The sequence below is a fragment of the Rubritalea squalenifaciens DSM 18772 genome (assembly GCF_900141815.1).
Taxonomy (GTDB): domain Bacteria; phylum Verrucomicrobiota; class Verrucomicrobiia; order Verrucomicrobiales; family Akkermansiaceae; genus Rubritalea; species Rubritalea squalenifaciens.
In genome coordinates, this window is sequence record NZ_FQYR01000005.1 from 1 (window position 1) to 26,964 (window position 26,964).

The following is a 26,964-nucleotide window of genomic DNA, read 5'->3' on the forward strand; positions in this document are numbered from 1 at the left end:
TGGCATGACTTGCAGAAAGGAAAAAATTTGAAGATAGGCTCTGTGCAGCTGTCAACGTGCAGACGACATGTTGAAGATCCAAAGATCTAATAGAAATAACCGAAGACTAACCAGACGAGCCAGCTCTGGCCAATGGAAGCCGCAACTGAATGGAAACATCAGTCCCGGCTTCTGGTGACCATAGCAGAGTGGAACCACCCGGTCCCGTTCCGAACCCGGAAGTGAAACGCTTTAGCGCCGATGGTAGTTGGACGATAGGTCCTGTGAGAGTAGGTCGTCGCCAGGTTATATGCCCGCACTTAGTGAAAGCTGAGTGCGGGCTTTTTTTGTGTCCAGTTTTAAGGGTGGGGACGATACGGGTTTCACTGTGTAGGCAGAGAATCTGCGTAGGTGTGGGTATTGATAGTTGATTTTCATTAATGAAAGGGAGGATGTCTCGATAGTTCTATGAGTCTGGCTATGTGTAGGCGTGACGCCAATCATATTGACGAAACAGCAAATTATTGTCGTGATCGCCAAAGCGCTTTACAGTTAGGTCTATAGGTAAAACCCCACACATTGAATAATACATGGATCCCAGAGAGGTTAGAACAGTCCAGGATGCAAAACGCATCATTGAAGAGCGCGATATCAAACACGTAAAAGTCGGACTGTTTGATATAGATGGTGTCATGCGTGGCAAGTACATGAGCCGAAAAAAGTTTTTCTCTTCCTTGGAAGATGGCTTTGCTTTTTGTGATGTCGTCTTGGGTTGGGACTCTAACGACCAGCTTTACGAGAATGTAGATATCAAGTTCACAGGCTGGCACACTGGCTACCCGGACGCTCCTGTACGCATTATCCCAGAAAGCTGCCGTGAGATTCCCTTCGAGCCGGACACCTTGTTGTTTCTCTGTGAGTTTGAACAAGAGGCAGCTAAATTGTGTCCACGTAATCTGCTAGGGCGTATTTTGGAGCGCGCCTCTGGCCTGGGCTTCGAGGTTTCAGCTGCGTTTGAATATGAATTTTTCATGTTCAACGAGACGCCGGACAGTGTTAGAGAAAAAGGCTACCAGAATCTGACACCGATCACTCCCGGATTCTTTGGTTATTCCATGTTGAGAAACTCCGTGCATGCTGAGCTTTATCACGACCTGCTTAATTTCTGTGAGGAAATGGACATGCCCATTGAGGGCTTACACACCGAGACAGGTCCAGGTGTGTTAGAGGCTGCGTTGTACGTGGACGCCGCACGTGAAGCTGCGGATAAAGCGGCCCTGTTCAAAACTTTTGTGAAAGCCTGGGCGCAGCGCCGTGAAATGATGGCTACCTTCATGGCAAAATGGTCTAATGACTATCCTGGCCAGTCCGGCCATATTCACATGTCTCTGAATTACCAGGATGGTTCAGGCTCTGCATTCCACGACCCGACCCAGCCGATGAATATGAGCAAGATCCAGCGCCATTTTGTGGCTGGGCAGCAGCAGCTCATGCCCGAACTCACCGCCATGATTGCACAAACAGTGAATTCTTACTCGCGTATGATTCCTGGATTTTGGGCGCCTACTGATGCCACTTGGGCGTGTGAAAATAGGACCACCGCATTGCGTGTGATACCCGGCTCAGCAAAATCGCAGCGGGTGGAATTCCGCCTCGGCTCAGCAGATGCCAACCCTTACATCGCCTTGGCTGCATCACTGGCTGCAGGGCTCTATGGGATAGAAAATGAGTTGGAACCGGGAGATAGGGTAGAGGGTAATGCCTATGCCCTGAAGCATCCAGAGTATCTTGCTCTGCCGCTTAATTTGAACGAGGCGGCTGAGGTTCTTCGAGGCTCAGAGGCTGCCCGCCAGTTATTTGGCGATGCCTTTGTTGAGCACTACGCCTCAACCCGTGAGTGGGAGTTCAATGAATTCCGCAAGCATATCACGGACTGGGAAATGCAACGCTACTTTGAAATCATCTAACAAATCATGAGTAATCGATTGGAAACGGTATCACCGATAGACGGCAGCACTTACGTCACACGGGATTACGCCACGCTTGAAGAGATCAGCAAGGCTCTTGCCCTCGCCGCCTCAGCCCAGAAAAGCTGGAAACAAACATCCATTGCGGAGCGTGTGGACGTTTGTAATAGAATGGTGGATGCCTTTATCGCAAAAAAGGACAGTATTGCAGAGGAAATCTCCTGGATGATGGGGCGACCCATTCGCTATGCCGCTGGGGAGGTTGCTGGCTTCGAGGAGCGCGCTCGCTACATGAGTGGAATCGCGGAAGCTTCTTTGGCCCCAGTTACCGTACCTGACAAGGAAGGCTTTAGCCGATACATCACGAAGGAGGCGCTCGGCGTGGTTTTTGTGATCGCGCCTTGGAACTATCCTTATCTGACTTCGGTGAATGCTATTGTTCCTGCGATCCTTGCGGGTAATACGGTGCTTCTTAAGCATTCAGCTCAGACGCCTCTGTGCGCTGAACGTATTCAGGAAGCCTTTGCAGAAGCGGGTCTTCCAGAGGGTGTATTCCAGTACTTGCATCTCTCGCATGCTGATACCGAGGAAGTGATCAAGGCTCCTGAAGTGCGTCACGTTTGTTTCACAGGTTCGGTTCCGGGTGGGGCCATGGTACAACGCGCTGCCGCGGGCAGATTTATTGGCACGGGTCTGGAGCTTGGCGGTAAAGATCCAGCCTACGTGAGGGCGGATGCTGATCTTAACCAGGCTGTGGAAACCACTGTCGACGGCGCATTTTTTAATTCCGGTCAGTCCTGTTGTGGCATCGAGCGCATCTATGTACATGAGGACATCCATGATGCTTTTGTCGAAAAAGCGGTGGCTTTGGCTAAGCAATACAAGCTCGGTAGATCTGATGATCCTGAGACGACACTAGGTCCTATGGTTCGTGCTAGTGCTGCAGACTTTGTTAGAGAACAAATCGCCGAAGCTGTGCAGCAAGGAGCAACTGCTCACATTGATCGAGCTGATTTTTCAATGGATGAAAAAGGCAGTGCATACATGGCTCCCCAGATTCTAACAGGAGTTAATCACGGCATGCGTGTGATGACAGAGGAATCTTTCGGCCCGGTCGTAGGTATTCAGAAAGTCAGTAGTGATGTAGAAGCGATCACTCTGATGAACGATTCTGAGTTTGGCCTAACAGCTTCGGTATTTTCAACGGACATAGATACTGCGGTAAAGATCGGTGAGCAAATCGATACCGGCACCTTCTTTGTGAATCGTTGTGATTATCTCGATCCTGCGCTTGCCTGGACTGGAGTGAAGAATTCCGGGTGTGGCTGTACTCTCTCATCCATAGGCTTCGATCACCTTACGAGGCCAAAATCATTTCATATCAAACAAACTATCTAAAACAACATGTCATCTGAATACTCCAATCTCGCAGGAAACTGGAACTATCCTAATGCCATCAAAGCAGGCGCGGGAACCATCGCGGATTTACCGGAGCACTGTAAAGCTCTGGGCATGAAAGCTCCTCTACTGATCACTGATCCGGGGCTTGCTGCCTTGCCTATGGTCAAGGACTGCGTGGAAAGTTGCCGTGCAGCAGGACTGAACTGCGGTCTGTTTAGTGAGATGAAGCTCAACCCTAACGGTGAGAATGTCGAAGCCGGCGTGAAGGCTTATCGCCAAGGCGGGCACGATGGTGTCATCGCTTTTGGTGGTGGCTCTGGGCTAGATGTAGCTAAGGCAGTAGCTCTCATGGTGGGGCAGGATCGCCCAATCTGGGACTTCGAGGACGTGGGTGACAACTGGACGCGAGTGGATACCCGTAATGTGGCTCCAGTTGTTGCTGTTCCCACTACCGCCGGCACAGGCTCAGAGGTGGGGCGTGCATCGATCATCACTGATGAAGAAGAGCATGTTAAGAAAATCATTTTCCATCCATGCATGCTCCCGGCGATTGTGATTCTGGATCCTGAGCTAAGCGTGGGCCTTCCAGCGCATGTCACGGCTGCTACGGGTATGGATGCACTTTCCCATAATCTGGAGGCCCTCTGTTCACCGTTCTACCATCCTATGGCGGAAGGTATCGCCGTTGAGGGAATCCGTCTGGTGAAGGAATACCTGCCCAGAGCAGTGGCGAACGGTGCTGATCTAGAAGCACGTATGCAGATGTTAGTTGCTTCCTCCATGGGGGCGACAGCTTTCCAGAAGGGGCTTGGTGCTATGCATGCCCTCGCTCACCCTCTTGGTGCACTGTATGATGCGCACCATGGATTGCTGAACGCGATTCTCATGCCCTATGTTCTTAAAGTGAACCGTGAGGCGATCGAAGAGCGGCTTACCCGGGTGGCACGTTATTTAGGTCTGGAAAACCCGAGTTTTGATTCCTTTCTGCAGTGGGTGCTGGATATTCGCGCAGAGCTGGATATTCCCCATGACCTCTCAGGTATTGGCATCAAGGATAAGGATTTGGAGCTGATCGGAATAATGGCCTCGCAAGACCCCAGCGCTGGTGGTAATCCCATTGCACTGACGCCTGCTGAGTACACCAAACTCTGTAGTGACGCGCTCAATGGAAACTTGTAATCATGATCACTCTCGGCCTTCTCCAGTGCGACGACATCGCGGATCCCTTGCAGCCTGAGCACGGGAACTATCCCGCGATGTTTGCTGAGCTGTTCAAGAAAGTCGATCCGGACATCAGACTGCGGATCTACGATGTCCGCCAAGGTGAGTATCCGCAGGATCTCTCCGAATGCTGCGGCTACCTATCCACTGGCAGTCAGCACGGTATGGGTGACGGGCTGGCGTGGGTAGACAAGTTACTGGAATTTATCCGCGAACTGAATCGTGCGGGGACACCTTACTTTGGCATTTGTTTCGGTCACCAGGCGCTCGCTTGCGCCTTGGGTGGAGCAGTAGAGCTATCCACCAAAGGGTGGGGGGTAGGCGTGAGCTTTAATAACGTCATTGCCAGGAAAGAGTGGATGTCCCCCGTATCCGATCAGCTTGATATCATCGTCAGTCACCAAGATCAGATTACCCGTCTTCCCGAGGGGGCTGAGGTGCTTGCAGAGAGCCTTTTCTGTCCTTATTACATGATTCAAGTCGGCAAACACATGGCTAGTGTGCAGGGGCACCCTGAGTTTACCCCGGCTTATTCCCGAGCCCTGATGGATAGACGCAGAGACAGGATACCACCGAACCGGATACGTGAGGCTGAAGCCTCCCTGTCAGCTCATGTAGATAGCCTGGTTCTCGCGCAGTGGATTGTTAATTTTCTAACAAAGTGATGAGTCCTTCAGCTGATGTCGGTCCTAGGTTTGTATCTTGTGCGGATTGTTCAGTTTTAGGACAAATTCCAGTCTGATACAGCTTTAAGGCTTTAGGGATGATGGGGCTTTGTCATGCTGGGAGGCATGAATGTGAAGCTTATTGATCAGAAGCTGGTGGCTGAATGCCTGAAGATGCCTCGTGCCATCGAACTGATGAAAAGTGCTTATGCCGACCTGACTGAAGGCAATGTGGACAGCCCCTTGCGTACGGCTTTGGTGAATGAGGGGGGAACAGTTTTGTACAAACCGGCCTATGGGGAAGGTGCTGGTATCTTCTGTGTGAAGGTGGTTTCAGTTTTTGCTGATAACGTGAATAAGGGCTTGCCGGTGACTCCAGGGATCATTGTCGTGAACAGCGCGGAGACTGGAATGCCGCTGGCGATTCTGGAAGCTGGCTACCTAACAGCTTTGAGGACTGGAGCTGCCACAGGGATTGCGACCAAGGTGATGGCTCCAGAGGATAGCAAGGTTGGGGCTCTGTTTGGTACGGGCGGTCAGTCACGCCATCAGTTGGAAGCCATGCTGTGTGCAAGAAGCTTTGAGCGAATCTATGTCTTCTCGAGGCAGGAAGCGAACGCGATTCGTTTCTGTCAGGATAACAGGGATATAGCTGGTGACTGCGAACTGATTGCCAATCCTGATAGAAAAGTGCTGAAGGAATGCGATGTGATCACCACCTCGACCACGAGCCCTACAGCTGTTTTCTCTGATGAAGAAATTTCGGATCGTGTTCACATCAATGCGATTGGATCTTTAGGGGCTCAGCGTACTGAGATCTCAGCGGAAACTTTGCTACGTAGTGACGTGGTTGTGGATCAACGCGCTGCCTGTCTGGCAGAAGCCGGGGAAATTTGTTTGATGCGTGATGCCGGTTTGATTGATGATGACTACTGCCCGGTAGAGATCGGCGAGTTGATCCTAGGCAAGCAGTGTCTCGGAGAAAGAAATAAACCTACGGTCTTCAAGTCAGTGGGGAACGCTGCTCAAGACCTGGTTTGTTCTGCTGAAATCTACCGCTATGCCCTGGATCAAGGGCTCGGTGTGGATGCCGTGCTCTAAACAGTAGATTGTCATTGGCGGATTCCATCTCTTGCCATTAGATGCAAGGGATGAATCTAACTTTGCGTCTTATCCTGGTAGTTGCCAGTGCCTTGCTGGCAAGTACGGTCTTTGCTCCGCTAAGTTGGTGGTTTCTAGCTGTAGTGGCTTGGATTCCTCTGTTTGTAGGTATTCACGGGACGTCCGCCAAGGTGGGGGGACGCCTTTGTTTACTGCATGGTGTGATCTATTTCGGCATTACGATGGCCTGGATCACAAAGGTGTTTGTGGGGATGTCCTGGGCGATTGTCCCCTTGGCCTTCATCATGGCTTTCTTCTCGATGTTTTTTGGGGCTGGCTATGCTGCGCTTTCTACGCGCTATCAGAAAGGTTGGCTCGTCGCACTGGGTGGTGCGTGCTGGTGGTTGGCCGTGGAGATGGTGCGTGCAGAGATTTTCGTCCTGAAATTCCCCTGGATGACACCTGGTGTCGGTTTGGGGCCTGGTTGGATTTCTCCCGTGTTCGGCGTGTACGGGATCAGTTTTTTTATCGTACTTGGGGGGATGTTAGTGGCGCAGCAAGGAAAGGCGCGTATCGCGGGAGGCGTCCTGCTGTTGGCAATGCTCTTGTCTACTATCTTGCGCCCAAGCCCCTATAAGGTGGGTGAGGATGGCCTGCGGGTAGTTGCCGTGCAGGCGGAGGGTGTCTATGGGGATAATCTGATCCAGATGGCTGATCCCTTGGCTGGAGAAGCGGATATCGTGCTTTACCCGGAGTATGGGTTTACCATGGACGTGCGTCAGACCAAGCATCTCTATGATTCTTTTGCCGAGTTTAGCAGGAAACATGATGCGCTGATGGTCTTCGGTACCGTGACCAAGCTGGATCAAGAGAGCTTTTATAATACTGCCCTGACGATGGACGGGGACCAGGTGCTGGGTGAGCATTACAAGAACCACACGGTGCACTTCTTTAATGACGGTATTGCAGGTACTGAGGCCAAGCCGGTGGAAACCCGTAAGGGGACCTTTGGTACGCCGATCTGTTTTGACTGTGACTATGAGGATACGGTGCGGCAGATGACGGGTAAGGGCGCGGAGTACTTTATTGTACCCAGTCTGGACGCCAAGCACTGGGGGCTGCAGGAGCACGAGCAGCATGCTGAGCTGTTCAGACATCGGGCGGCTGAAAATGGCCGCTGGATGATGGTGGCATCGGGTTCAGGAATGACCCAGTTGATCGACCCCTACGGGAACCGGGTGCTCAGCCTTCCTTTGATGGAAGAAGGGATCTTGTCCGGGATGTTAGAAAAACGCAAAGGGCTGACCTTCTTTACGCGAGCTGGATGGTTGTTTCCATGGATTGTTCTGGTGGTCGGGAGTGCTTGGATGCTCTGGTTGATGGGCAGTTACTATGGGCAAAAAAAGGCCCAAAAGATCGGCTCTTGATTTGTGAAATCTCACAAGTGCGTTACTCTCGATCATGGCTGAATCTAGTGAGATTAATCTATCAGGAAAGAAAGCATTGGTAACGGGAGCATCCGGAGGAATCGGCAAGCATATTGCAATCGCGTTAGCAAAACGTGGAGCCCAGGTCGTGGTGCACTATGGTGGTAATGCTGAGGCTGCAGAGGAAGTTCAGCAGGAGATTGAAAAGCAAGGTGGAGAGGCGATCTGTGTGCAGGCGGATCTCACCCAGGCGGATCAGATTGAGAAGCTCTATGATGATGCGGAGGACGCGGTCGGGACCTTGGACATCGTGATCAATAATGCCGGTGTCCCGGGTGGCTCCTTACTGACTGACTTAGATCTAGAGACGGTAGATAATCTGATCAATGTGAATTTCAGAGCCGTGGCCTTGTCACTTCAGCAAGCTGGCAAGCGGCTTAATGACGGAGGGGCCATCGTGAATATTTCATCGATGCTTGGGACTCGCCCTCTGCCTGGGACTTCCGTCTACTCCGCCACCAAGGCAGCTGTGGATGTGCTCTCCAAAATGGCAGCCAGGGAATTTGGCGAGCGCCAGATCTCCGTGAATAGCCTCAGTCCCGGAGCGACGCTGCCGGGGATGTTTGGCAGAGGCACTGCTGAAAAGCAGCAGGCCTTTGCGGATGCTACTCCACTCAAGCGACTGGGTAAGGCTGAGGATATCGCCGAGATGGCAGTCTTCCTCGTTTCTGAACCTGGCCGCTGGATCAATGGCTCCGTGGTGACGGCAGATGGGGGTTATTCCGTGTAGAATGTAATATGCTCGCTCTGGAGAACTCAGACCTTTATATAGGTCACCATGTTAGAAGGTGAGAATGTTGGAGCTGGTAAAGTTTTTTCTTTTACCGGGCTTCAGGCAGTAGCTTGGATCGTAGTCATAGGCAGTTTGTTAAGCTGCCTGTGTATCGCGGTCGTCAAAAGCAAGGGGTTGACCTCTATTAGTGTTAAGGCTCATGAGCAGACTGTTGAGCCTTTGGATCATCGACTGATGATTATTAAAAAGGAAGAAGCGCTGCCTGACTATGAGCTGATCCTTATTAAGAATGATGGAGATAAGGTCAGGCTCGGCGCAAAACCGAACACCTCCGCCAAGGAGGGCTTGGTGTGGAACTTGAGCGAGGCTATTCCTGTGCATGAGATATCCAGCATTCGCTTACAGGATCAAGATAAGCTGGTCTCCGATGCGATCGTTGAAGTTGAAATTAAGGACGCGGGAGTTGTTGGTGCTGGCTACGAATTTCAATTTGCTACTGAGAGATCCTTTGATGTTGCGGTCACAGCGTTCTTTTCGACTCCGATAGGTATTGCGATATCGGTGGCCTTTGGGCTGGCTGTGTTAATGATTATCTTTGGCTCCTTTAGTATTTGATGCTATTCCTCGTGACCCGAGCCGTCTGAAGTGATTTTCACCGTGGACGATTGATAGAGAGACGAGGTGGCGTGGTTCCGCTCCACCTCGATATCTCCGAGAATGTGATTCTGTATCACGCAGAACTGGTTCATCTTCATCAGCTCCAGAATGGCGAGAAAGGTGACGATGACTTCCGCCTTAGTGGAAGCTGAGGAGAAGAGCTCCGTAAACTTGGTGCGAGCTCCTGGCTTCATGGTATCCAGCAGCATTTCGATTTTGTCGGATACCGTGTAGCGGTCATCCACGATGTCACCGAGGTCATTCGATTCCTCGAAGCGTTTTAGGACGTTTTGGAAGGCACGGATGAGATCGAAGATGTTGGCATCGGCCAATGGCTGGGGATCTTGCTCCGGTAGTTCTGGCTTTTCAGCCACGTGGGCAAAGTAGTCTTCCTGCTCGATTTCCTTGCGGGTCAGGAAGCCGGCGGCATCCTTGAACTTCTTGTATTCGATCAACTGGCGGATCAGCTCCCAGCGTGGATCTTCCTCTTCCGCATCTTCTTCAGGCGGTTGTTCCTGCTTGGGAAGGAGAGTACGAGACTTGATGTACATCAGGTTGGCGGCCATCACGATGAATTCGGAGGCCAGGTCGATGTTGAGCATCTTGAAGGTATTGATGTAGTCGAGGTACTGCTTGGTGATACGCTCGATGGAGATGTCATAGATGTCCACCTCATCGCGCTTGATCAAGTAGAGCAGCAGATCGAGCGGGCCTTCGAAAATGTCTAATTTGACCTTGTAGTTGATGTCTTCCACCGCGGCAGTGTCGAGTTTTCACTGGAAACTTGCAAGCGATAAGCACGCCTGCCCGGTAGATGGCGGTGGCGGTCAGCTTGGCTGCCTGCTTGAGTTTTCTTGGGTTGTGGCTAAGTCTCTAAGCTTTCGTATGTAGTGAGTGCAGGATGTGGGCCGCATATTTTGGCTTATTTCCTGCCTGAGAGGAAAAAACGGTGTTGCGCGCGGGTGGGCAATGGTTTACCGAAACGCCTATGAATGAGGCACCTTACCAGGTTCTATTGTACTATTTCTACACCACTATCGAGAATCCAGAGGCTTATCGAGACGAGCACCGTGCTCTCTGTGAGCGACTGGAGCTGAAAGGCCGTATCATCGTTGGTAATGAAGGGATCAATGGAACCGTGTCCGGTACGGTAGAGAACTGTGCCGAGTACATGAAGGCGCTTGAGACTGACCCGCTGACCGCTGGAATCGAGTTCAAGATCGATCCGGAGGAGGGCCATGTCTTTCCAAAGCTTTCCATCAAGGCCCGTACGGAGATCGTGACTCTCGGTCTCGGGGAAGAGGATTTTTCACCAAATGAGGTGACTGGAAATTACCTGGAGCCTTCCGAGTGGCGCGAAGCGATGCTGGACCCGAATGCGGTACTTCTGGACGTGCGCAATGCCTACGAGGCAGAGCTAGGCAAGTTCAAGAATGCCATCGTTCCTCCAGTGGAGGCTTTCCGTGATACGCCACAGTGGGTGAGAGAGAATCGCCACCTCTTTGAGGGCAAGAAGATCCTGACCTACTGTACTGGCGGGATTCGCTGTGAGAAATTCAGCGGCTTCATGGTGAAGGAAGGTTTTGGGGATGTGAACCAGCTGCACGGCGGAATCGTGAAGTACGGCAAGGATCCGGCAACTAAGGGTGAGGATTTCGAGGGCCAGCTTTATGTGTTTGATCAGCGCATCGCTGTGCCGGTGAACAGCAAGAACCCATCCGTGATCGCGCATTGTATTCATTGTGATGAGCCATGTGAACGCTACGTAAACTGCGCCAACAAAGACTGCAACGCTCAGCATTTCTGCTGTGAAAGCTGTGAGGAGAAATCTGAGCGCTACTGCTGCGGTGAGTGCAAGGAGCACATGACCGCTCGCCTAGAGCGTGAGGCTGCTGCCCAGGCCGCCCAGTAATGTGGACTCAGGGGGAGGTAAACTGCTTTACCTTTCCAGATTGCCGTGCACATTAGCGCCATGCCTCGTTTGCTATCACTGGTATTCAAGATTTCCCTGCCACTGATCATTCTCGATCAGATTACAAAGTGGTATATCGTGCTGAACTACGCCCAACCCTTTGTGGTGCATAACGGGGTGAAGTATCCCAAGCCAGCAAACATGCTGGACCAGACTGTGGTCATCGAGGGCTTTTTCAATATTATCAGGGTGCATAACCAAGGTGTCGCCTTCGGCTTTGGCAATGGTTCCAGCTGGGCGCCGATCGTTTTCCTGATCGTGCCTTTTGTCGCACTCACGGTGGTGAGCGTGCTCTGGAAAAAGGGAGTCTTTGTAGGGATGGCCAAGTGGTCGGCTCCGCTGCTGATCGCAGGTGTGGTTGGCAACCTGATCGACCGCCTTACCCAGGGGTTTTTCCTCAAAGGCTATGAAGGAGAGGGTTTCTGGACCAGACTCAGTGAAGGCTACGTGGTCGATTTCCTAGATTTCACCATCCCCTTCATCAACTACCGCTGGCCTTCCTTCAATGTGGCCGACAGCTGCATTTGTATCGCGGCGAGCTTGCTCTTCCTGAGTGCCTTCTTCCAGCCTGACGAGCTGGCTTCCCAATCTAAGACCAGTGATGATGCAAACCCAGCCGATGCCTGAATTGCCGACGGACCGGGAACATCTTCGAGTTCTCGTGATCGTGCACTATATCTATGCGGGGCTGGCTGGGGTCGGCCTGCTCTTTCTGGTGGGGCATTACTTGATGATGCGCTTCGTCTTCAGTATGGCTCAGTCCGAGGCGGCAGCTCAGGGGAATCTTAGGGCTCCTGACTTATCGGCAGTCACGTCCTTGTTTGCCGTCTTTTACCTGATCTTTGGACTGATCATCTGTGGCAAGATGGTGCTTAACATCCTGTCCGCAAGAGCCATGAGCCAGCGCAAATCAAGGGTGCTGTCCCTGGTGACGGCTGGAATGAACTGCCTGGCAATGCCGCTGGGAACCATCCTTGGCGTCTTCACCTTCGTAGTCCTGTGCCGCGACTCCGTGAAGACCAATAGCTACAGGGAGATCCGGTAAGTCTGGCTTTTGGCCCACTCCGGGCTGAAGTGTGGCTACTCAATGAAGGAGCCGCTGATGAGAGCGATCACACGCTCACCGACTGAGGTGAGGGACGCCTGGGAGCCTGTACCAGTCAGAATGCCTTTGGTGTGGTAACTGTGGCTGGACTTGGTGGGCTTCACGTAGGTGACCGTCGGGCGGATGACGGCGCGGTTGCTTGGCGTGACTGCCAGAGGGAAGCCTGAGCTGGAGAAGCTGATTTCCCAGGCGGCACTGATGCCGTGGTGATTACCAATGCGGATCCATGGGTAGCGCTTGGCGATGTCCAGCGCCCCGCGGCGTGGAACAGTAACCTTGAAATAGACGGGCACCTTCTGGATGAAGGAGATCAGAGAGAGGTTGGGATTGCGCTGGTGGCGGATGTAGAGCTCGGCGATGTTCAGCCCGTTCATATTCAGTCCGTTGAATTTGTCGTGGTAGTTCTTGGACTTGAAGTACTGGGCGTGCCACTTGGGGTACTCAGTATGGGTCATCACGTTGAGTTCCAGATGCAGGTGGGCGCGTTCGCGGTTGATGCCGGCTCCTGTGTAACCCATTTTGCCGATAGGCATGCCGGAGTGTACTTTCTGACCTACCTTGCAGGTGATGTCATTGAGGTGGGCGTAGAGGCTGTAGAATGGGCCTGAGCCCCAGTCATGCTCGACCACGATGTATTTGCCGTAGTTGGAATGTCCTGAAACCTTGCTGGTGTGGACGACCTTGCCATCGGCGATGGCATTCACCAGATCGAGTGGGCGGCCGGCCTTGTCTCGTTTGACCGGACGGATATCGATGCCTTCATGGAAGCGGGTGGCGATCACGCCTTCGTCCGTGCGCTTCAGGTTTCTTACGTAGCCGTACTGGCCTGCCGTCCAAGGTTTGGAGGAGACCCCTTCGAAGTTCCGCGTGGTATACATGTAGAACTGTTCAGGGTTAGCGCTGAAGATCTTGTCGTTGGCCGTCGGGAGCTTCAGACCAAGTGGCTGTTCTGCTTTCAATGGGACGATCAGGGCTAAAAGGAGTAATACTTTGGTGAGGTAGCGCATGTCTGGAATAGATACTAAGGGCTGGATACAAAAAAGCGAAGGGTGTTAGGCCTTCGCTTCGTCATGGTCTGGTGGAAAATTATTGTTTCTTGCGTTTTTCGATGATCTTGCGGCGTTTTTCCCAAGCTTCTTTGGATTCTCCGATGCGTGGCACCAGTGAGTCACAGATGCCTAGTGTGGCTGCATCAATTCCCCGCCAGATGGTGATGACTCGGCCGTCGACCTGCTTGTCGATCTTGAGCATATCGACCACATTGCCATTGATAGAGGCTACGACCCAGGTGCCTAGATTCTCACCAGTGACGGCGCGCAGGCGTCTGGAGCCGAGCTTGCTGAGCTGCAGAGTCACGCCGTACATGTCTGGATTGTGAGGAGATTCAAAGGGATGGTAGGCGATGATATCTGCAGTGCTAACGAAGGGTGAGCGCTGGATGAAGCGTCTGCCTTGTGGGGTGTCCACAGGGATACTGAGTTTCTTGCTCTCCTGATTGGTGCTTACCAGGTGAAAGGTGATCGACAGTGGTGGCTGCTTTTTGCCGTTGGCTTGAGCAGGGATCACGGAAAGCAATGCTAGGGCGACAAATAGGAAAACTCGCATGGTGGGTATAAAGTGGCGTAGCAATTGCTGCCTGTGAAGGAAAATGTTCACCCACTGTCCAGCAATTGGCTCTGATAGAGATTTTTCTTGAGGGGGGTGGGGGCTGGCTGTCAGGGTGAGCCCAGTCTTGTGTAAACAGATTTAAAACGAGTGATTTTCTATGATTAAGAAGAATAAACGAATACTCAATTGGCTGAGCATCCTGCTCATGACATTTCTTGGGATGACAGGCATAGCCAGTGCGAAGGGCGACATAAGCGATGCCATTGATGAGCGGATGGAGCCAGTGGCTGAAGTACTGGAGAAAGTCGTATTCGTCGAAATCCCGGTCACTGAGGACATTAAAGTGCCAGTCGTGCTGATCGTTCTAGCAGGCACAGCACTCTTCCTGACACTCTACTTCAAGTTTCTGAATATCCGCGGCATTGGCATGGCGATCAGAACCGTGAAAGGAAAGTACACGCGGGATGATGCGCCTGGTCAGATCACTCACTTCCAGGCTCTCTCCGCAGCACTCTCCGCAACGGTAGGTCTGGGTAACATCGCGGGTGTCGGCGTGGCGATTGGTCTTGGTGGACCGGGGGCGATGGTCTGGATGATTTTCCTAGGGCTCTGCGGTATGACCACCAAGTTCTGTGAATGTACGCTTGGTGTGAAATATCGTGAATTCGACGAGCATGGTCAGACCCACGGTGGTGCCATGTACTATCTCAGCAAAGGTTTTGGTGAACGAGGATTAGGCGGCCTAGGTAAAGTGCTAGCCGTCTTTTTTGCCTTCATGTGTATCGGTGGCGCGATCGGTGCTGGTAACATGTTCCAGGTCAATCAGGCTCACTCCCAGTTCTCGGGAGCCTTTGGTCTGTTTACAGAGGATTCAGGCCACAGCATTTGGTTCGGCGTGATATTGGCCATTTTGGTCGGTTTGGTTATCATCGGCGGTATCAAGTCGATTGCACGTGTGACCTCCTTGCTCGTGCCATTCATGTGCGTGATTTACATCATCGCGGCACTCACCATCATCCTGACTCACCTCGGTGATGTCATCCCGGCCTTCAAGTTGATCTTCACCTCAGCGTTTACAGGTGAAGCCGTGGCAGGTGGTTTTGTCGGTGTTCTCATCCAAGGTGTGAAGCGTGCTGCCTTCTCTAACGAAGCTGGTATCGGTTCCGCACCGATTGCTCACTCTGCGGTAAAGACTGACAAGCCTGCGAGTGAAGGCCTTGTCGCATTGCTTGAGCCATTCACGGATACGGTGGTTGTTTGTACCATGACTGCTCTGGTTCTTGTCATCACGGGAGCATGGAAAGTGGATGCGATTGCTGAAAAGGATGGTGTCCAGCTCTATGAGACGCCGAACGCCATCGTGCGTACCGTATCTGCCAATGAATCTCTGGAATTGGTCAAGAAGAGCGAAGACGAAAAATTCTATCAGGCGAAGTTCACTGATGAGGAAAACGGGAAGACCAAAGAAGTTCTTGCTTGGGTGAATGCAGATATCGTGTCTGTGAGCGGAGCTGAAGGTGAAGGCGATGCTTGGCATGCCAAGGGTAAAGTCTCCGTCTCCAGTGCTGATGTCTACGCCAAAGCGAGTGCCGAGGTGAAGCCTGTCGAAGTGCTTGCCGAGGGGGCGACCATGCGCTTGATGGATAAGTCCAAGGATGGCCAGTTCCTCAAGGTCTACCGTGAAGACGGGGACAATCTCTGGATGAAAGAGGGGAGCGTGGAGCTGATCGAGGGGATCGATAAGACATCCATGGCCTTTGGAGAAAAATTCGAGTGGTTCCCGAAAGTCTTGGCTGTAGCAGTTCTTCTCTTTGCCTTCTCCACGATGATTTCCTGGTCCTTCTATGGTGAGCAGGCAGTGGGTTATATCTTCGGTAAGAACAACTTTGCTGCGGTGATTGTTTACAAGGTGATGTTCTGTGTCTTCGTCGTAGTCGGGGTGACAGCGTCCCTGTCGAACGTCATTCGAGTTTCTGATGCCATGCTCTTTGCCATGGTACTTCCAAACATGATCGGCCTCTACTTCTTGCTGCCGATTGTCAGAAAAGAGCTGACCATCTACCGCGAGCACATGCGTAAGATTGATGCAGGAGGAGAGAAGTAAGAAATAGATTTTACCAGGCGTCCTTCGGGACGCCTTTTTTATGTCCAGATGACTAAGGTGCGTCCAATGAAGGAAATGGGAAGGCTATCGAAGCTCTGGTTCACTCTGGGGGACCGCCTTTCTCCACGCGGTTTGCCTACAGTGTATCTCCGCTACCATGAGGGGGAGTGTATCCGAGTCAGTGGTAAACTGACTGGCTGGGTGGAGCGGCAAGTAGCCGAGTACTTGGGGGAATTAGGCGTCAGGATGGCATTTGTGAAGCAGTATCAGGACAAGTCCTATGCTTTTTCTAACAATGTTCCGGATGCTGTACGGCAGAGGATTCGCAATGTGCTTAATTCACACTAGGGCGATTCTTTCTGAGTGTGCCTATCGTGCGGAGCCTGCGGATGATTGGCTTGGCGAAGTTGGCCAGAACAATGAGGAGTGTGCCTACAAAGAAAAGCGGGTGGAGATCCTTGTGCTCCTGGAAGAGAACGGCTGCCAGCAAGATGCCATAGACGGGTTCGAAGTTGATAGCGAGGTTGGCTTCGAATGCCGAGAAGTGGCCGAGCAACTTCACGTTCAGCGAAAAGGCGTAGACGGTGCATACGGTGGCTAGCAGCCCCAGCCAGAGCCAATCACCCTGGCTTGGGAGATAGGACTCAATAGGTAATCCCATGGCCAGGCTGGTGACGAGGCAGGTCAGGCAGGCACCAAGCATTTCGTACTGGGTGATGGCCGCTGGTGGCGTCCCTTGGCGGACGAGGTGCTTGTTGATGACGGTGAAGATGGCTGCTAGCAGGGCAGACGCCAAAGCGGTAAGGATGCCGGCAAGTTCTCCTTTTTCTACGCCCACAATAAGGGCCATGCTGGGAATCACCACGGCACCGAGGAGGATTTCAGAGAAGTAGGGTTTCCGTCTTTCCTGAATCGCTTCGGTGATCGAGGTGAACAGGGAGAGTGTAGCCAGTCCGGTCAGGCAGATGGATATGTTAGAGAGCTTGATTGCGCCAAAAAAGGTCATCCAGTGTGCTCCAAGAATGATGCCAGTCAGTGTGGCCTTGAGCTTGAACGGATGCGCATCTCGGGCGACCTTCGGCCGAATCAGGATAAAGAGAATGATCGCGGCAATCGCCGTGCGCCAGACGACCAAAGTGCTGGCTGGTAGACTGATGAGGTGACCCAGGATAGCCGTGAAGGCGACGATTACCACCAGCCAATGAAGCTGGAGCATGGGCGCCTTGCTAGAAGTCGAATGGCTGGATGCGCTTGTCATGAGCGTGTGAGATCTGCGGAGTGTCATTCTCCGTGCACGAGAGATGCTCCAAACGGTCTGCTATTCCCAGCTTTTTTAGTTATAATTGATTATACGGGAGTGTGTAGAGAGCCTCTCCTACGCGCAAATCGCCGCTCTGGAATCCTTTATTGAACCAGCGGGCTCGTTGGGCGGAGGTGCCATGGGTGAATGAATCCGGCTGTACATAGCCGCTGCCGAAGTCCCGCTGCAGGCGGTCATCACCGATCGCCTCTGCACAGCGCATGGCTTCCTCGATGTCTCCGGACTCCAGGAACTCTTTGAACTGATTCTGGGCATGGTGGGCAAACACCCCGGCTAGGAAGTCCGCGTGGAGTTCCACCCTGACTGAGGCGTGGTTGTATTCCACTTTGGAGACTTTGCCTTGTTTGGAATGGAGTTCGTGCAGGCGGCCAAGGATATTCTGGATGTGGTGCCCGTATTCGTGCGCCACCACGTAGGCTTCGGCAAAATCTCCACGCGCGCCAAACTGTTGTTTCATTTCGGTGAAGAAGCTGGGGTCGAGATAGATTTTTTCATTAGCTGGCAGGTAGAAGGGCCCCATCTTAGCATCCGCTATTCCACCGGGCGTGCGGGTGCGCTCCGTGTAGATGACCATACCGCACGGTCGGTAGCGGATGTCATGTTTCCTCAGCACATTGGTCCAGACGTCCTCGTTGTCCGCCATCATGGTCCTCAGGTAGGCCTGCATCTCATCGTCAGGAGCTGGTCCTACTTGCTCGGTAGGAGTCTGCTCCATCGGTCCTGAGAGGCCCAGCTCTTCCAGTAGAGAACCTCGGAACATGAAGAAGGCAAGCACGAGACCTATGATGATCAATAGCTTGGTTTTGCCGCTACTGCGGGCAAAAGCCACAAAAAGCATCCGGCCGAGCCCCAGACCTCCCGCTACTCCCGCTGCGCTTCCCCCAGATACACGTTCACCGCGGCGGTCCTCTACATTCGTACTTTGGCGTCTTCCTTTCCAGCGCATGATGGTATTCTAACAGTATGTTGAGCCTCAGACGAAGCTAAGATGAAGTTTATGGGATTCTTGGGTGGAGGGAAAGCGTGCTTTTGTGAAAAAGGTGAGAAGGTCGTACGAAATCTCGATCAGTCTTGCCGGATAAGTGCGGGAAGTTGAGGTGTTGCTGTATCTCGCGATGAGTGATTCCTTGCATCAGGGCGGCTCTTTGGTGAGATTCAGCTCATGAACCGAGTAGACCGCCTGATGGCTATGATTCTTTTGCTGCAAAGTCGCCGTTGCATTACTGCGGAAGAAATCGCCCAGCATTTTGAGATTAGTGTGAGGACGGTGTATCGGGATGTTTCGGCACTTGGTGAAGCTGGGGTGCCTGTGATTGCGGAGGCGGGTGTGGGCTATTCACTGATGAAGGGCTACCTTCTCCCTCCTGTGATGTTCTCGTACGAGGAGGCAAACGCCCTCGTGACTGGCGGCCTGCTCGTGGAGAAGTTGACGGACTCTAGGATGAGAGAAGATATGGAGGCTGCCTTGCTGAAGATCCGAGCTTTGCTGCCCAGAGATCAGCAGGATTCTCTCAGCCGCCTGGCCAAACGTACGGGATATCTCCAGCATGCTAGTGTCGAAGGGCATTCTGTGAACATTCCTCAGGTGCAGAGAGTCTTGCTTGATTTGTGCGTTGTTAGAATTACTTACAAGGCGGGAAGTTCGGGAGTCGTGACCTGCCGTGAGATTGAGCCAGTGGGCTTGATGCATTATGCAGGGCGCTGGCATTTGTTTGCCTGGTGCCGTTTACGAAATGATTATAGAGATTTCCGACTAGATAGAATTTCGTCTTTGGAAATGACCCTCGAGCACTTCGTGCCACGTGATGATAGGGCGCTGGATGAGCTTATTGACCAATGGGTAGATAGTGAAAATCTCTGCTATGTACGTGTTCGTTTCTCAGGCTGGGCTGCTGACAAGGTAGATCGCGAGTGGTCCATAGGGATTACGGACAAGGTGAAGACTCTCGACGGCACCGAGCTCACCATGGCTACCGATGATCTACGTTGTCTAGCAAGTAGCCTTTTGGGGTTTGGGGATGATGTGGAGGTGTTAGATTCGCCAGAGCTCAGAGAGTTGATTGCTGAGAGGGCGGAGATGGTGGCAAGTCACCACCGTGTAAAATAATTTTCCCTCCTGACATAGGGTTGTCAGTGGAGTGTGTTTTCATGATGTCGTCTGCCAGTTAGGCCAGATCAATGACTACAAAATCATGAAAACAATGAATCAAGATATCAGAAAGCAACACGGTGCTGTTTGTTGGGGTGAACTGTCTACGACAGATCCTAAAGCTGCTGCGGAATTCTACGGTAAGGTCTTTGGATGGACTTCAAAAGTCACCACCTTGGAAAACGGTAGTGGAGATTATACCTGTTTCGCGACACGTGATGGTGCTGAGGTTGCAGGTGCGATGGAACCTCAGTGCGAGGAAGCGCCAAACTACTGGGGCATCTACATGAACGTGGATAATGTGGACGCTATTGTGGCGAAAACAGTGGAGTTAGGTGGAAAAGTATTGGTGGAGGCCTTTGACTGCCCTGAGGCGGGGCGCATAGCCTACTTGGCAGATCCGCAAGGGGCTGTTTTTGCTGTGATCCAGAGTCTCGACTAATGAGCTGATGGCTCATGAATCTGAGTTGCACTCATGCTGACAGTTTAACGGCATGAGTGCTTTGCTATGAAGGGATCTAGCGCTTGTTCTTGAGTGCGAGGCGAATCACGGCCTCTGGGGATGCCTCACCGAGCATGGTGGTCTCTTTACCTTTGTTGTCGATGTAGGTGATGGATTTTACCTCACGGCCGCTGGCGTCCGGCTCAGAGCCATAGACAATGGTGCCAGAATAAACGTATTTGCCGTCTTTGTTCTTCAGGTAGACTTGGTTTTTAGCGTCAATGTCGATGGCGATGCTAGAGCTTTCCATCTGGACGCTTTTAGGGAGCTCTTTCTTGCTAACGACTTTCTTTTTGGGTGTGGTTTGCTCCGGTGGAGCGACAGGCTGAGCTTTGGAGATAAAGGGTGTAGCGGTCTCAGGGGCGCTGGTGGTGTCTCCAGGAAAGATGGTGAGCTTCTGCCCTACGACGATGGTCGTGTCTTGGAGCTCGTTGAGCTTCTGGATGCTGAAGACGGTCGTGTTGTATTTCTTGGAGAGGGAATGCAGGGTGTCTCCCTTGATGACTACGTGAATGACCGTGGCGTCCGATGGGTCTTTGTCCTGTTGATTCTGGTAAGCCCAGAAACCAAAACCGATCGCCAGCATAGTGAGTAGCAAAAAGAATGTTTTCATGTCGCCCTGACAAGGTAAGGGGTAGGCGACTCCAGTGCCAGCCAGATTTTTACAAGCAAAACGGCCCGGTGGGAATATCCCGCCGAGCCGATTCGTAACACATTAATGATGAAGAAGGATTAGGCCTTGCGGTTTCTTCTGAAGATGAATCCGATGCCTACTAAGCCTATGAGAGCGGTGGAGGAAGGTTCTGGTACGGCTGCTACATCAATAGACAAATTGTCAATGGCCATCTGTCCTGCGCTCATGTTGTCCTCTATGGTAAGTTGGACAAAAATGTCGGTGCTATTATTGAAGACAGGTGTAAAGCTTGCGGAGTGCCAAGTGTCTTGCACATCGTCAGTAGAAGTTACGGAGCCGCTAAAGATGGATGAGCCACTGGAGTCCGAACCCTGAAAAATATCGAGTGTGATAGATGCTGTGCCGGAATTGCCATTGGCGATTAGTGCAGCCCAATCAAATGAGACGGTGAGGTTGCCTGTTCCTACCCCTGAGATGCTTTGAGTCAAGATAGAGGTTCCATCGCCGGATGTGCCGAGGTAAGTATCTCCGTCTGTCGGGTATGTGAATGGAACGCTTGAGCCGTTGCCCGAGAAATGCGGTCCAGATGCGCCCCCGTTTGAAAGTCCGAGTGTATTGTTTTGTGTTATGGTCCAGTCTGTGAGGTCAGCAGCAGCGGCTGTATCACCCCAGGCGGCACCCACAGTGTCTGGGGTGATAGCTGTTCCGGTATTCTCAAATGAGCCGTTTAAAATAATATTTGCGGCTTGTGAAGTGCCTGCTGTAAGGCCAATTGCGGTAATAATTAGTGCTTTATTAAGAGTTGTTGTGCTCATTCGTTTTTTGTTGTTGGGTGTTTCTTTATTTTGTCTTCTCTGGGGTATAGGAAAGCCCGTTTGCTAACTGCTTGATGGTGGTTTCATCAATGACCCCTTTGAAAATATAGATTTCATCCAGTGACCCTTTAATGGGGTTTGTGTTTTTAATGTTAGATCCGAATAAGACCTCTTGAATGATACGGTTTGATTGAGGTGTTCTGTGAATAGAAGGGGTGTTTTCGCTGGCGAGAATTGCCCTGTCACAGCTGACCTTTCTTCCATCCAGATAGAGGTTTACCTCGGGTTGGCCTTGGTTTGCTTTGTAGGTCGCTGCTATATGGTGCCAATGGCCGTCAGCGACATGAATATTACTTCTGAATGAGCTGTTGAACCCGAGTAGTGATACGGTGCCTTCCGGAGACAGGGCGAGTTTGATGTTTCCTGACCATCCATCAAAACTCTGTTTGGAGACCCCCCAGGCGACCAAGCCCGTGCCGTGTTCTTTGAGGGAAGTCTGGTCGACTTTGACCCAGCAACAGAGGCTACCGGCTTGATCACTTGGGAGGTTATACCACTGAGATACTAGAGTGTTTGTAGGTTTGGCATCGAAACGGACTCCTTTCCCAACTTTTCCATCAGTCTGCATGGAATGGGCGTCTGTGCTGACCGGGCGGGCTGATCCAGAGAGGAGCTCGGGCATGCTGCCGTCCGCGGTGAATGCTCCATCTTTTACCTGGTCAAAAGACCAGTGAGCGTAGGCGAGACCTTTGGGTAGTTCTGTTAGGAAAAGGTCGCTCCTGAAATCCGTCTCGGCGATGTGGCCGGAATGTTCGATGCTGAATCCCTGTTGCGCGGTGGCTTCTAGTTCTTCTTTATGGCCTGTTAGGGAGGTGATCTTTACTTTGCCTCGAAGTACGTGAACCTCATCTGGGTATTGTGGTGAACTGAGAACGCCAAACTCAGTGCCTAAGTCAACCACATCCATCTGTTTGGTTTTTACAGTGAATCCCTCTGCTCCTTTGGGAACTTTGAACCACGCATTCCCCTCTTTTAGAGAGACTGTTTTGTCGTTGTACAGGGTCAGGTCAGCAGGTGCAAGAATGATGGCTTTCACGCCTGACTCAAAGGTAAATTCAACGACTCCTTGAGAGACTTGCAGGCGTGAGCCGTGATGCATGGTCTTGGCTGATGTGTCAGCGCCTGCTTCACTAGAATGAGTCAAGGTGTACTGGGTGCCTGCTGAAGTCCGGAATGCCAGTGGAGGAGTTTTTTTATCCGTGGCCAGTAGTCCAAGAATGATACCGGTGAGAATGAGGACGGCTACCGCTGAGAGGGTGGCAATCCGTACGGACCTTTTCCTCTGCATACGGACCACGTTATCGATATTGATCACTTTGGGGGCGTCCTTGAGGATGTGATCTTTCTTCTCCATTTCCAGCAGCAGGAGATTCTGCATATCCATGTACTCCAGGTATTGTGCACGGGCGTCTGGAGCGTTGAGCAAGTGCAGCTCAAGTTGTGCGTGCTCTTCCTTGGTGAGTTGATTGTCTACCAGGCGTGAGAGCAGATCTTCGAAGGTCTGTTGGTTCACGAGGCACCTCCTTCCAAAATGAGGCGTTTGGTGATGCAGTCTTTCAAGCGGGCGCGGATGCGGCAAAGACTCACTCTCAGTGAGGCAACCGGCCTTCCGGTTTCTTGCGCAATGCTTTCGATGTCCTGCTCTTCGCCTCGGTAATGAGTTTCGATAAGCTCTCTCGAATGTGCCGGGAGATTATTGATGCAGTGTGTCAGAGCTGCGCGCCGGGCGTCCAGTTGTGCGGGTTGACGCTTGCTGGATTCGGTCGCCAGGAGGTCCGAGAGTTCATTGTTGAAGACGAGGAAACCGTCTTTTTTGAGATGCTTCCGGTAGTCGAGAATCTTGTAGTAGGCGATGGTGCATGCCCAGGCGCCGAAGTTGGTGCCTAGCTCGAAGTCTTCCATGCGCTTCCAGAGCAGGATGTTGACCTCCTGCTGCAGGTCCCGTACATCCGGGCAATTGGGGGCCTGGGAAAGAATGTACGAACGGATAACCTCCTGATGATTCGTCAGGAGGGTCACAAATTCCTGCATTGCATGTGGATTCATGGCCATTCACCCCTCATAAGCCAATATCCACCATCTCATTAACAAAAACTTGAAAAAAATAATCGGCCTCCAGAAAAACTCCGGAGGCCGATGCGAGATTTACGGTGATTTTAAGGCTGTCTTTAGCAGGCTGGGCAGGAATTCAGCTGCTGGAAGAAGTCGTTCCCTTTGTCATCGACAAGGATGAAGGCCGGGAAGTCTTCCACTTTGATTTTCCAGACGGCTTCCATGCCGAGTTCCGGGAAGTCGAGGACCTCCACGGACTTAATGTGGTTCTTGGCGAGGATGGCAGCCGGGCCGCCCATGGAGCCGAGGTAGAAGCCTCCGTGATCCTTACATGAGTCTGTGACGATCTGGGAGCGGTTGCCTTTGGCTAGCATGACCATAGATGCGCCTTCTTTCTGGAAGATTGGTACGTAGGGGTCCATGCGGCCGGCTGTAGTCGGGCCGAAGGAACCTGATGGTAGACCCTCTGGCTTCTTGGCGGGGCCGGCGTAGTAGATCGGGTAATCCTTCACGTAGGTTGGGAGCTCTTTTCCTTCATCGATCATTTCTTTGAGCTTCGCATGGGCGATGTCTCGCGCTACGATGATGGTTCCTGTTAGAGAGAGCGCCGTGGTGACAGGGTACTTGGAAAGGGTGGCGAGTGTCTTGTCCATGCCTTCATCCAGATCGATGGCGACGCCGTTGAATTTCCAGTCACGCCACTCTTCAGGGATGTACTGGCCTGGGTTGGTTTCCAGCTTCTCCAGGAAGATGCCGTCCTTGGTGATCTTGGCTTTGGCCTGACGGTCTGCGGAGCAGGATACGCCGATGCCGACCGGGCAGGAGGCGCCGTGGCGAGGGAGACGGATCACGCGTACATCGAGTGCGAAGTGTTTGCCGCCGAACTGAGCGCCGATGCCGATGTCTCGAGAGGCTTCGAGCAACTCCTGCTCTAGCTCGATATCACGGAATGCCTGGCCGTGTTCATTGCCTTCGGTTGGAAGCTCGTCGTAGTAGCGGGTGGAGGCCATCTTGACTGTCTTGAGACAGGTCTCTGCGGAGGTGCCACCGATGACGATGGCGAGGTGATATGGCGGGCAAGCCGAGGTGCCAAGGGTGACCATCTTGGCGAGGCAGAAGGATTTCAGGGTCTTCGGGTTAAGAAGTGCCTTGGTCTGCTGGTAGAGGAAAGTCTTGTTGGCGGAGCCGCCCCCCTTGGTGATGAAGAGGAAGTCGTAGCTGTTGCCAGGCTTGGTGTAGAGGTCGATCTGCGCAGGAAGGTTAGTCTTGGAGTTGGTCTCCTCGTACATGTTGAGTGGTACGGTCTGGGAGTAGCGCAGGTTCTCCTGGGTGTAGGTGTTGTAAATGCCTTGGGAGAGCGCTTCAGCATCGTTGATGCCTGTGTAGACGTCTTCACCTTTCTTACCCATGACGATCGCTGTACCTGTGTCCTGGCAGTTTGGTAGGATGCCATTGGCGGCGATCTCCGCATTGCGCAGGAGAGTGAGCGCCATCATGCGGTCGTTGTCAGTCGCCTCCGGATCATCCAGAATGGCGGCTACCTGCTTGAGGTGGGACGGGCGGAGCTTGAAGGAGACTGCCTTAGTGGCTTCGTTTGCCAGGAAAGTAAGGGCTTCCGGAGTCACGCGCAGGATTTCCCTGTCGCCGTGCTGCTCGACGGATACTCCATCGGTAGAGAGGAGTTCATACTCGGTCTTGTCCGGGCCGAGCGGAAATGGGTTCTGGTAATGGAAAGGTGGTGTCGACATGAGCCTGTTTCTAGAGCCTAAATTGCAAATGTTAAGCTCTAAAAATCGCTGCCGCTAATCCTCCAGCTTTGCATGTGGTTTGAAGACTAGAATCAGGCCGCAAATGGCGAGTAGGAGAGCATAGGCTCCGGGATCTCTGCGGCCCAAATGGACGTGCTCATAGACAGTCATGCGTATCACTAGATAAGCTGAGCCACCCAGGAATGCGATCAGGCCGAAGATGCGGGCGCAGCCGCCGCCTTCCGGCTTCTGCATGTAGTGGGCTGCCGCTCGGTATTCATTGAGTACTTCGAACACCATGTGAGGCATAATGTGTTCATCGATTCCCTTTTTGTCCTGCAGCTTCTGGTATATCTCTGCTTCGCAGAGACCTTTCTTGTGGAGTTTGATGATAAGATCTTTGAGTTGAGGAGACATGGCAAAACGACGTGTTAGAAATAGAAAAAGGCACAGGTGCTGAGATAGCAAGCCTGTGCCTTTGGAAAAGTATGACGATTGGAAATTATTCCTCTGGGGACTCAAGAGCCTTTACGATCTGGCGACGAAGCTCGATGACATCGATCTGGCCTGTGTGGCGGTAGAGGATCTTGCCTCCCGGTGCTACGAGGAGGGTGTGTGGGATTGGCCCTTGCCACTCGGTGTCCAGGGCGTCAGCGAGAGCGTCGAGGTCGTCAGATTGGTAGTGAAAGTTGTTGGTCTCACGGCCTTCTTTTTTGACGGACTCTACGGTGCGTGGAGCGAGAGGAAGGTGCTGCTTCGCGATGAATTTCTTCACCTTCTCGGCGTCCTTGGCTGGGTCGATGGAAATAGTGACAATGTCAAAGGGGCGCATCTGGAAGCGCTCATAGGTATCGATCAATTCCGGAAATTCAGCGATGCAGGGGCCGCAAGTGGTGGACCAGACATTGATCAGGCGGATCTTGCCGGTGTCGTTCTTGGCGATGGTTTTGGCGAGCTTGGCATCCAGTGGATCCACGCTGACAGGAAGAGCTTTCCATTCCTCGCGTTTTTTGGCGGCCCAGTCGCGTTTCCAGGACCACTTGGTGGAGCAGCCGTAGATGCGTGTGGTGGCCTGAGGGACTTCCTTGCCTGCGAGCAGGGCATCGATGGTGTCCTTGACGGTGTTCTTGGAGGCCGGGCCGGGGTCGCGTCGGCCGTTGTCGAACTGGCCGTGGTAAAGGAGTGTGCGCTCAGGTCCTAGGATGAAGGTATGTGGCGTGGCGAGTGCGCCGTAGGCGGTGGAGGCTTCCTGCTTATCGCCGTCATAGAGATAGGGGAATACGTAGCCGTGCTCTTTGGCGACCAGTTTCATTTCGTCGAAGGAATCGCCATAGACTGAGTAGCCCAGCTCCAGCTTCATCAGGGCTTGTGGGTCGTTGCCGGAAATGGCGACTACCTGCACGCCTTTCTCGGCGTAGTCCTTGGCGAACTGGTTGATGCGGTCACGGGAGGCACGGGCATCCGGGCAGTGGTTACAGGTGAAAATGAGGACGAGATATTTAGCATCTCTAAAGGAGTTTAGGCTGTAGGTCTTGCCGTCGGTGCCTGGCAAGCTGAAGTCCGGACCTTTGGCTCCGATGGCTAGTGGGGTAATTTTAGGAGCCTTCTGCTGGGCCGAGAGGCCCAAAGTGAGAGCTAGCAGGGATGTGGCTATAATCTTGAACATACGTCGATTTTCTAAGT

27 protein-coding genes and 1 rRNA gene are annotated in these 26,964 nt (G+C 52.5%); 16 read left to right on the forward strand and 12 right to left on the reverse strand.

Features of this window, described 5'->3' with window-relative positions:
* The first annotated feature begins 170 nt into the window (after nucleotides 1-170).
* The 9 genes from rrf to BUB27_RS13255 all read left to right on the forward strand — a co-directional run bounded on the left by rrf (nucleotide 171) and on the right by BUB27_RS13255 (nucleotide 9,169).
* Nucleotides 171-286: ribosomal RNA gene (rrf, locus tag BUB27_RS13215) — 5S ribosomal RNA — on the forward strand.
* Nucleotides 287-569: 283 nt separating this feature from the next.
* Entirely contained in the window at nucleotides 570-1,946 is a 1,377-nt protein-coding gene (locus BUB27_RS13220; protein WP_143184339.1) for a glutamine synthetase family protein, read from the forward strand.
* 6 nt (nucleotides 1,947-1,952) lie between these two features.
* On the forward strand, nucleotides 1,953-3,344 hold the full coding sequence (locus tag BUB27_RS13225; RefSeq protein WP_143184340.1) for an aldehyde dehydrogenase family protein: 1,392 nt from the start codon (nucleotides 1,953-1,955) through the stop codon (nucleotides 3,342-3,344).
* 6 nt (nucleotides 3,345-3,350) lie between these two features.
* Nucleotides 3,351-4,526 carry an iron-containing alcohol dehydrogenase gene (locus BUB27_RS13230; protein ID WP_143184341.1) on the forward strand — a complete coding sequence of 392 codons (1,176 nt, stop codon included), beginning with the start codon at nucleotides 3,351-3,353 and terminating at the stop codon, nucleotides 4,524-4,526.
* Nucleotides 4,527-4,528: 2 nt separating this feature from the next.
* A complete protein-coding gene (locus tag BUB27_RS13235) occupies nucleotides 4,529-5,233 on the forward strand; it encodes a glutamine amidotransferase-related protein (protein ID WP_200797129.1) in 705 nt (234 codons plus the stop codon).
* A gap of 126 nt (nucleotides 5,234-5,359) precedes the next feature.
* Nucleotides 5,360-6,334 (forward strand): ornithine cyclodeaminase family protein, encoded by a 975-nt coding sequence (locus BUB27_RS13240; protein WP_159434961.1) that lies wholly within the window; start codon nucleotides 5,360-5,362, stop codon nucleotides 6,332-6,334.
* A gap of 50 nt (nucleotides 6,335-6,384) precedes the next feature.
* A complete protein-coding gene (locus tag BUB27_RS13245) occupies nucleotides 6,385-7,761 on the forward strand; it encodes an apolipoprotein N-acyltransferase (protein WP_159434962.1) in 1,377 nt (458 codons plus the stop codon).
* Between the two features lie 34 nt (nucleotides 7,762-7,795).
* Nucleotides 7,796-8,551 carry an SDR family NAD(P)-dependent oxidoreductase gene (locus BUB27_RS13250; RefSeq protein ID WP_143184344.1) on the forward strand — a complete coding sequence of 252 codons (756 nt, stop codon included), beginning with the start codon at nucleotides 7,796-7,798 and terminating at the stop codon, nucleotides 8,549-8,551.
* Between the two features lie 48 nt (nucleotides 8,552-8,599).
* Nucleotides 8,600-9,169 carry a hypothetical protein gene (locus BUB27_RS13255; protein WP_143184345.1) on the forward strand — a complete coding sequence of 190 codons (570 nt, stop codon included), beginning with the start codon at nucleotides 8,600-8,602 and terminating at the stop codon, nucleotides 9,167-9,169.
* A gap of 2 nt (nucleotides 9,170-9,171) precedes the next feature.
* Here the strand turns inward: BUB27_RS13255 and BUB27_RS13260 are convergent, their stop codons facing one another.
* Complete coding sequence (locus tag BUB27_RS13260; RefSeq protein WP_143184346.1) at nucleotides 9,172-9,966, reverse strand: segregation and condensation protein A; 795 nt, start codon at nucleotides 9,964-9,966, stop codon at nucleotides 9,172-9,174.
* Nucleotides 9,967-10,199: 233 nt separating this feature from the next.
* On the opposite strand from BUB27_RS13260, the gene trhO reads away from it, so the two are divergent.
* Genes trhO through BUB27_RS13275 form a run of 3 tightly spaced genes read left to right on the forward strand, consistent with a single transcriptional unit; the run spans nucleotide 10,200 to nucleotide 12,228 of the window.
* Nucleotides 10,200-11,123, forward strand: a complete 924-nt coding sequence (gene trhO, locus BUB27_RS13265) for an oxygen-dependent tRNA uridine(34) hydroxylase TrhO (RefSeq protein ID WP_143184347.1) — start codon at nucleotides 10,200-10,202, stop codon at nucleotides 11,121-11,123.
* Nucleotides 11,124-11,183: 60 nt separating this feature from the next.
* Nucleotides 11,184-11,810, forward strand: coding sequence for a signal peptidase II (locus BUB27_RS13270; RefSeq protein ID WP_143184348.1), 627 nt, complete (start codon nucleotides 11,184-11,186; stop codon nucleotides 11,808-11,810).
* The gene (locus BUB27_RS13275) at nucleotides 11,803-12,228 is read left to right on the forward strand and encodes a hypothetical protein (RefSeq protein WP_143184349.1); all 426 of its coding nucleotides are present in this window, start codon (nucleotides 11,803-11,805) and stop codon (nucleotides 12,226-12,228) included. Before BUB27_RS13270 ends, BUB27_RS13275 begins: the two co-directional genes overlap by 8 nt.
* Nucleotides 12,229-12,263: 35 nt before the next feature.
* On the opposite strand, the gene BUB27_RS13280 is transcribed toward BUB27_RS13275, so the two are convergent.
* Both BUB27_RS13280 and BUB27_RS13285 read right to left on the reverse strand, forming a co-directional pair.
* Complete coding sequence (locus tag BUB27_RS13280; RefSeq protein WP_143184350.1) at nucleotides 12,264-13,295, reverse strand: M23 family metallopeptidase; 1,032 nt, start codon at nucleotides 13,293-13,295, stop codon at nucleotides 12,264-12,266.
* 79 nt (nucleotides 13,296-13,374) lie between these two features.
* Nucleotides 13,375-13,893, reverse strand: a complete 519-nt coding sequence (locus BUB27_RS13285) for a hypothetical protein (RefSeq protein WP_143184351.1) — start codon at nucleotides 13,891-13,893, stop codon at nucleotides 13,375-13,377.
* Nucleotides 13,894-14,053: 160 nt separating this feature from the next.
* On the opposite strand from BUB27_RS13285, the gene BUB27_RS13290 reads away from it, so the two are divergent.
* Together BUB27_RS13290 and BUB27_RS13295 are read left to right on the forward strand one after the other, a co-directional pair.
* Nucleotides 14,054-16,000, forward strand: a complete 1,947-nt coding sequence (locus tag BUB27_RS13290) for an alanine/glycine:cation symporter family protein (RefSeq protein WP_143184352.1) — start codon at nucleotides 14,054-14,056, stop codon at nucleotides 15,998-16,000.
* Nucleotides 16,001-16,048: 48 nt separating this feature from the next.
* On the forward strand, nucleotides 16,049-16,348 hold the full coding sequence (locus BUB27_RS13295) for a hypothetical protein (protein WP_143184353.1): 300 nt from the start codon (nucleotides 16,049-16,051) through the stop codon (nucleotides 16,346-16,348).
* Here the strand turns inward: BUB27_RS13295 and BUB27_RS13300 are convergent.
* Nucleotides 16,335-17,258, reverse strand: coding sequence for a DMT family transporter (locus tag BUB27_RS13300; RefSeq protein ID WP_159434963.1), 924 nt, complete (start codon nucleotides 17,256-17,258; stop codon nucleotides 16,335-16,337). The genes BUB27_RS13295 and BUB27_RS13300 overlap by 14 nt on opposite strands.
* A 79-nt stretch (nucleotides 17,259-17,337) precedes the next feature.
* Nucleotides 17,338-18,267 (reverse strand): KPN_02809 family neutral zinc metallopeptidase, encoded by a 930-nt coding sequence (gene ypfJ / locus BUB27_RS13305; protein WP_143184355.1) that lies wholly within the window; start codon nucleotides 18,265-18,267, stop codon nucleotides 17,338-17,340.
* 216 nt (nucleotides 18,268-18,483) lie between these two features.
* Here ypfJ and BUB27_RS13310 point away from each other — a divergent pair, with 216 nt between their 5' ends.
* Both BUB27_RS13310 and BUB27_RS13315 read left to right on the forward strand, forming a co-directional pair.
* On the forward strand, nucleotides 18,484-19,428 hold the full coding sequence (locus BUB27_RS13310; RefSeq protein WP_143184356.1) for a helix-turn-helix transcriptional regulator: 945 nt from the start codon (nucleotides 18,484-18,486) through the stop codon (nucleotides 19,426-19,428).
* A 94-nt stretch (nucleotides 19,429-19,522) separates the two neighbouring features.
* The gene (locus BUB27_RS13315) at nucleotides 19,523-19,912 is read left to right on the forward strand and encodes a VOC family protein (RefSeq protein ID WP_159434964.1); all 390 of its coding nucleotides are present in this window, start codon (nucleotides 19,523-19,525) and stop codon (nucleotides 19,910-19,912) included.
* A gap of 76 nt (nucleotides 19,913-19,988) precedes the next feature.
* Here the strand turns inward: BUB27_RS13315 and BUB27_RS13320 are convergent, their stop codons facing one another.
* The 7 genes from BUB27_RS13320 to BUB27_RS13350 form a co-directional block, all read right to left on the reverse strand.
* Nucleotides 19,989-20,585, reverse strand: coding sequence for a LysM peptidoglycan-binding domain-containing protein (locus tag BUB27_RS13320; protein ID WP_143184358.1), 597 nt, complete (start codon nucleotides 20,583-20,585; stop codon nucleotides 19,989-19,991).
* A 119-nt stretch (nucleotides 20,586-20,704) separates the two neighbouring features.
* Nucleotides 20,705-21,421, reverse strand: a complete 717-nt coding sequence (locus BUB27_RS13325) for a PEP-CTERM sorting domain-containing protein (protein ID WP_143184359.1) — start codon at nucleotides 21,419-21,421, stop codon at nucleotides 20,705-20,707.
* A gap of 25 nt (nucleotides 21,422-21,446) precedes the next feature.
* Nucleotides 21,447-22,994: a LamG-like jellyroll fold domain-containing protein gene (locus tag BUB27_RS13330; RefSeq protein WP_143184360.1), complete on the reverse strand. Its 1,548-nt coding sequence runs from the start codon at nucleotides 22,992-22,994 to the stop codon at nucleotides 21,447-21,449.
* Complete coding sequence (locus BUB27_RS13335; protein ID WP_159434965.1) at nucleotides 22,991-23,527, reverse strand: sigma-70 family RNA polymerase sigma factor; 537 nt, start codon at nucleotides 23,525-23,527, stop codon at nucleotides 22,991-22,993. Before BUB27_RS13335 ends, BUB27_RS13330 begins: the two co-directional genes overlap by 4 nt.
* 122 nt (nucleotides 23,528-23,649) lie before the next feature.
* Nucleotides 23,650-25,281, reverse strand: a complete 1,632-nt coding sequence (locus BUB27_RS13340; RefSeq protein WP_143184362.1) for a fumarate hydratase — start codon at nucleotides 25,279-25,281, stop codon at nucleotides 23,650-23,652.
* A 54-nt stretch (nucleotides 25,282-25,335) separates the two neighbouring features.
* Complete coding sequence (locus BUB27_RS13345) at nucleotides 25,336-25,698, reverse strand: hypothetical protein (RefSeq protein ID WP_143184363.1); 363 nt, start codon at nucleotides 25,696-25,698, stop codon at nucleotides 25,336-25,338.
* Nucleotides 25,699-25,783: 85 nt separating this feature from the next.
* Nucleotides 25,784-26,947, reverse strand: coding sequence for a redoxin domain-containing protein (locus tag BUB27_RS13350; protein WP_143184364.1), 1,164 nt, complete (start codon nucleotides 26,945-26,947; stop codon nucleotides 25,784-25,786).
* Nucleotides 26,948-26,964 lie beyond the last annotated feature (17 nt).

Bases quoted from the DNA above. Each gene is read 5' to 3' on its own strand.
- BUB27_RS13220 (WP_143184339.1), top strand. From the start codon at position 570: ATGGATCCCAGAGAGGTTAGAACAGTCCAGGATGCAAAACGCATCATT.
- BUB27_RS13225 (WP_143184340.1), top strand. From the start codon at position 1,953: ATGAGTAATCGATTGGAAACGGTATCACCGATAGACGGCAGCACTTAC.
- BUB27_RS13230 (WP_143184341.1), top strand. From the start codon at position 3,351: ATGTCATCTGAATACTCCAATCTCGCAGGAAACTGGAACTATCCTAAT.
- BUB27_RS13235 (WP_200797129.1), top strand. From the start codon at position 4,529: ATGATCACTCTCGGCCTTCTCCAGTGCGACGACATCGCGGATCCCTTG.
- BUB27_RS13240 (WP_159434961.1), top strand. From the start codon at position 5,360: ATGAATGTGAAGCTTATTGATCAGAAGCTGGTGGCTGAATGCCTGAAG.
- BUB27_RS13245 (WP_159434962.1), top strand. From the start codon at position 6,385: ATGAATCTAACTTTGCGTCTTATCCTGGTAGTTGCCAGTGCCTTGCTG.
- BUB27_RS13250 (WP_143184344.1), top strand. From the start codon at position 7,796: ATGGCTGAATCTAGTGAGATTAATCTATCAGGAAAGAAAGCATTGGTA.
- BUB27_RS13255 (WP_143184345.1), top strand. From the start codon at position 8,600: ATGTTAGAAGGTGAGAATGTTGGAGCTGGTAAAGTTTTTTCTTTTACC.
- trhO (WP_143184347.1), top strand. From the start codon at position 10,200: ATGAATGAGGCACCTTACCAGGTTCTATTGTACTATTTCTACACCACT.
- BUB27_RS13270 (WP_143184348.1), top strand. From the start codon at position 11,184: ATGCCTCGTTTGCTATCACTGGTATTCAAGATTTCCCTGCCACTGATC.
- BUB27_RS13275 (WP_143184349.1), top strand. From the start codon at position 11,803: ATGCCTGAATTGCCGACGGACCGGGAACATCTTCGAGTTCTCGTGATC.
- BUB27_RS13280 (WP_143184350.1), bottom strand. From the start codon at position 13,295: ATGCGCTACCTCACCAAAGTATTACTCCTTTTAGCCCTGATCGTCCCA.
- BUB27_RS13285 (WP_143184351.1), bottom strand. From the start codon at position 13,893: ATGCGAGTTTTCCTATTTGTCGCCCTAGCATTGCTTTCCGTGATCCCT.
- BUB27_RS13290 (WP_143184352.1), top strand. From the start codon at position 14,054: ATGATTAAGAAGAATAAACGAATACTCAATTGGCTGAGCATCCTGCTC.
- BUB27_RS13295 (WP_143184353.1), top strand. From the start codon at position 16,049: ATGACTAAGGTGCGTCCAATGAAGGAAATGGGAAGGCTATCGAAGCTC.
- BUB27_RS13300 (WP_159434963.1), bottom strand. From the start codon at position 17,258: ATGACAAGCGCATCCAGCCATTCGACTTCTAGCAAGGCGCCCATGCTC.
- ypfJ (WP_143184355.1), bottom strand. From the start codon at position 18,267: ATGCGCTGGAAAGGAAGACGCCAAAGTACGAATGTAGAGGACCGCCGC.
- BUB27_RS13310 (WP_143184356.1), top strand. From the start codon at position 18,484: ATGAACCGAGTAGACCGCCTGATGGCTATGATTCTTTTGCTGCAAAGT.
- BUB27_RS13315 (WP_159434964.1), top strand. From the start codon at position 19,523: ATGAATCAAGATATCAGAAAGCAACACGGTGCTGTTTGTTGGGGTGAA.
- BUB27_RS13320 (WP_143184358.1), bottom strand. From the start codon at position 20,585: ATGAAAACATTCTTTTTGCTACTCACTATGCTGGCGATCGGTTTTGGT.
- BUB27_RS13325 (WP_143184359.1), bottom strand. From the start codon at position 21,421: ATGAGCACAACAACTCTTAATAAAGCACTAATTATTACCGCAATTGGC.
- BUB27_RS13335 (WP_159434965.1), bottom strand. From the start codon at position 23,527: ATGAATCCACATGCAATGCAGGAATTTGTGACCCTCCTGACGAATCAT.
- BUB27_RS13340 (WP_143184362.1), bottom strand. From the start codon at position 25,281: ATGTCGACACCACCTTTCCATTACCAGAACCCATTTCCGCTCGGCCCG.
- BUB27_RS13345 (WP_143184363.1), bottom strand. From the start codon at position 25,698: ATGTCTCCTCAACTCAAAGATCTTATCATCAAACTCCACAAGAAAGGT.
- BUB27_RS13350 (WP_143184364.1), bottom strand. From the start codon at position 26,947: ATGTTCAAGATTATAGCCACATCCCTGCTAGCTCTCACTTTGGGCCTC.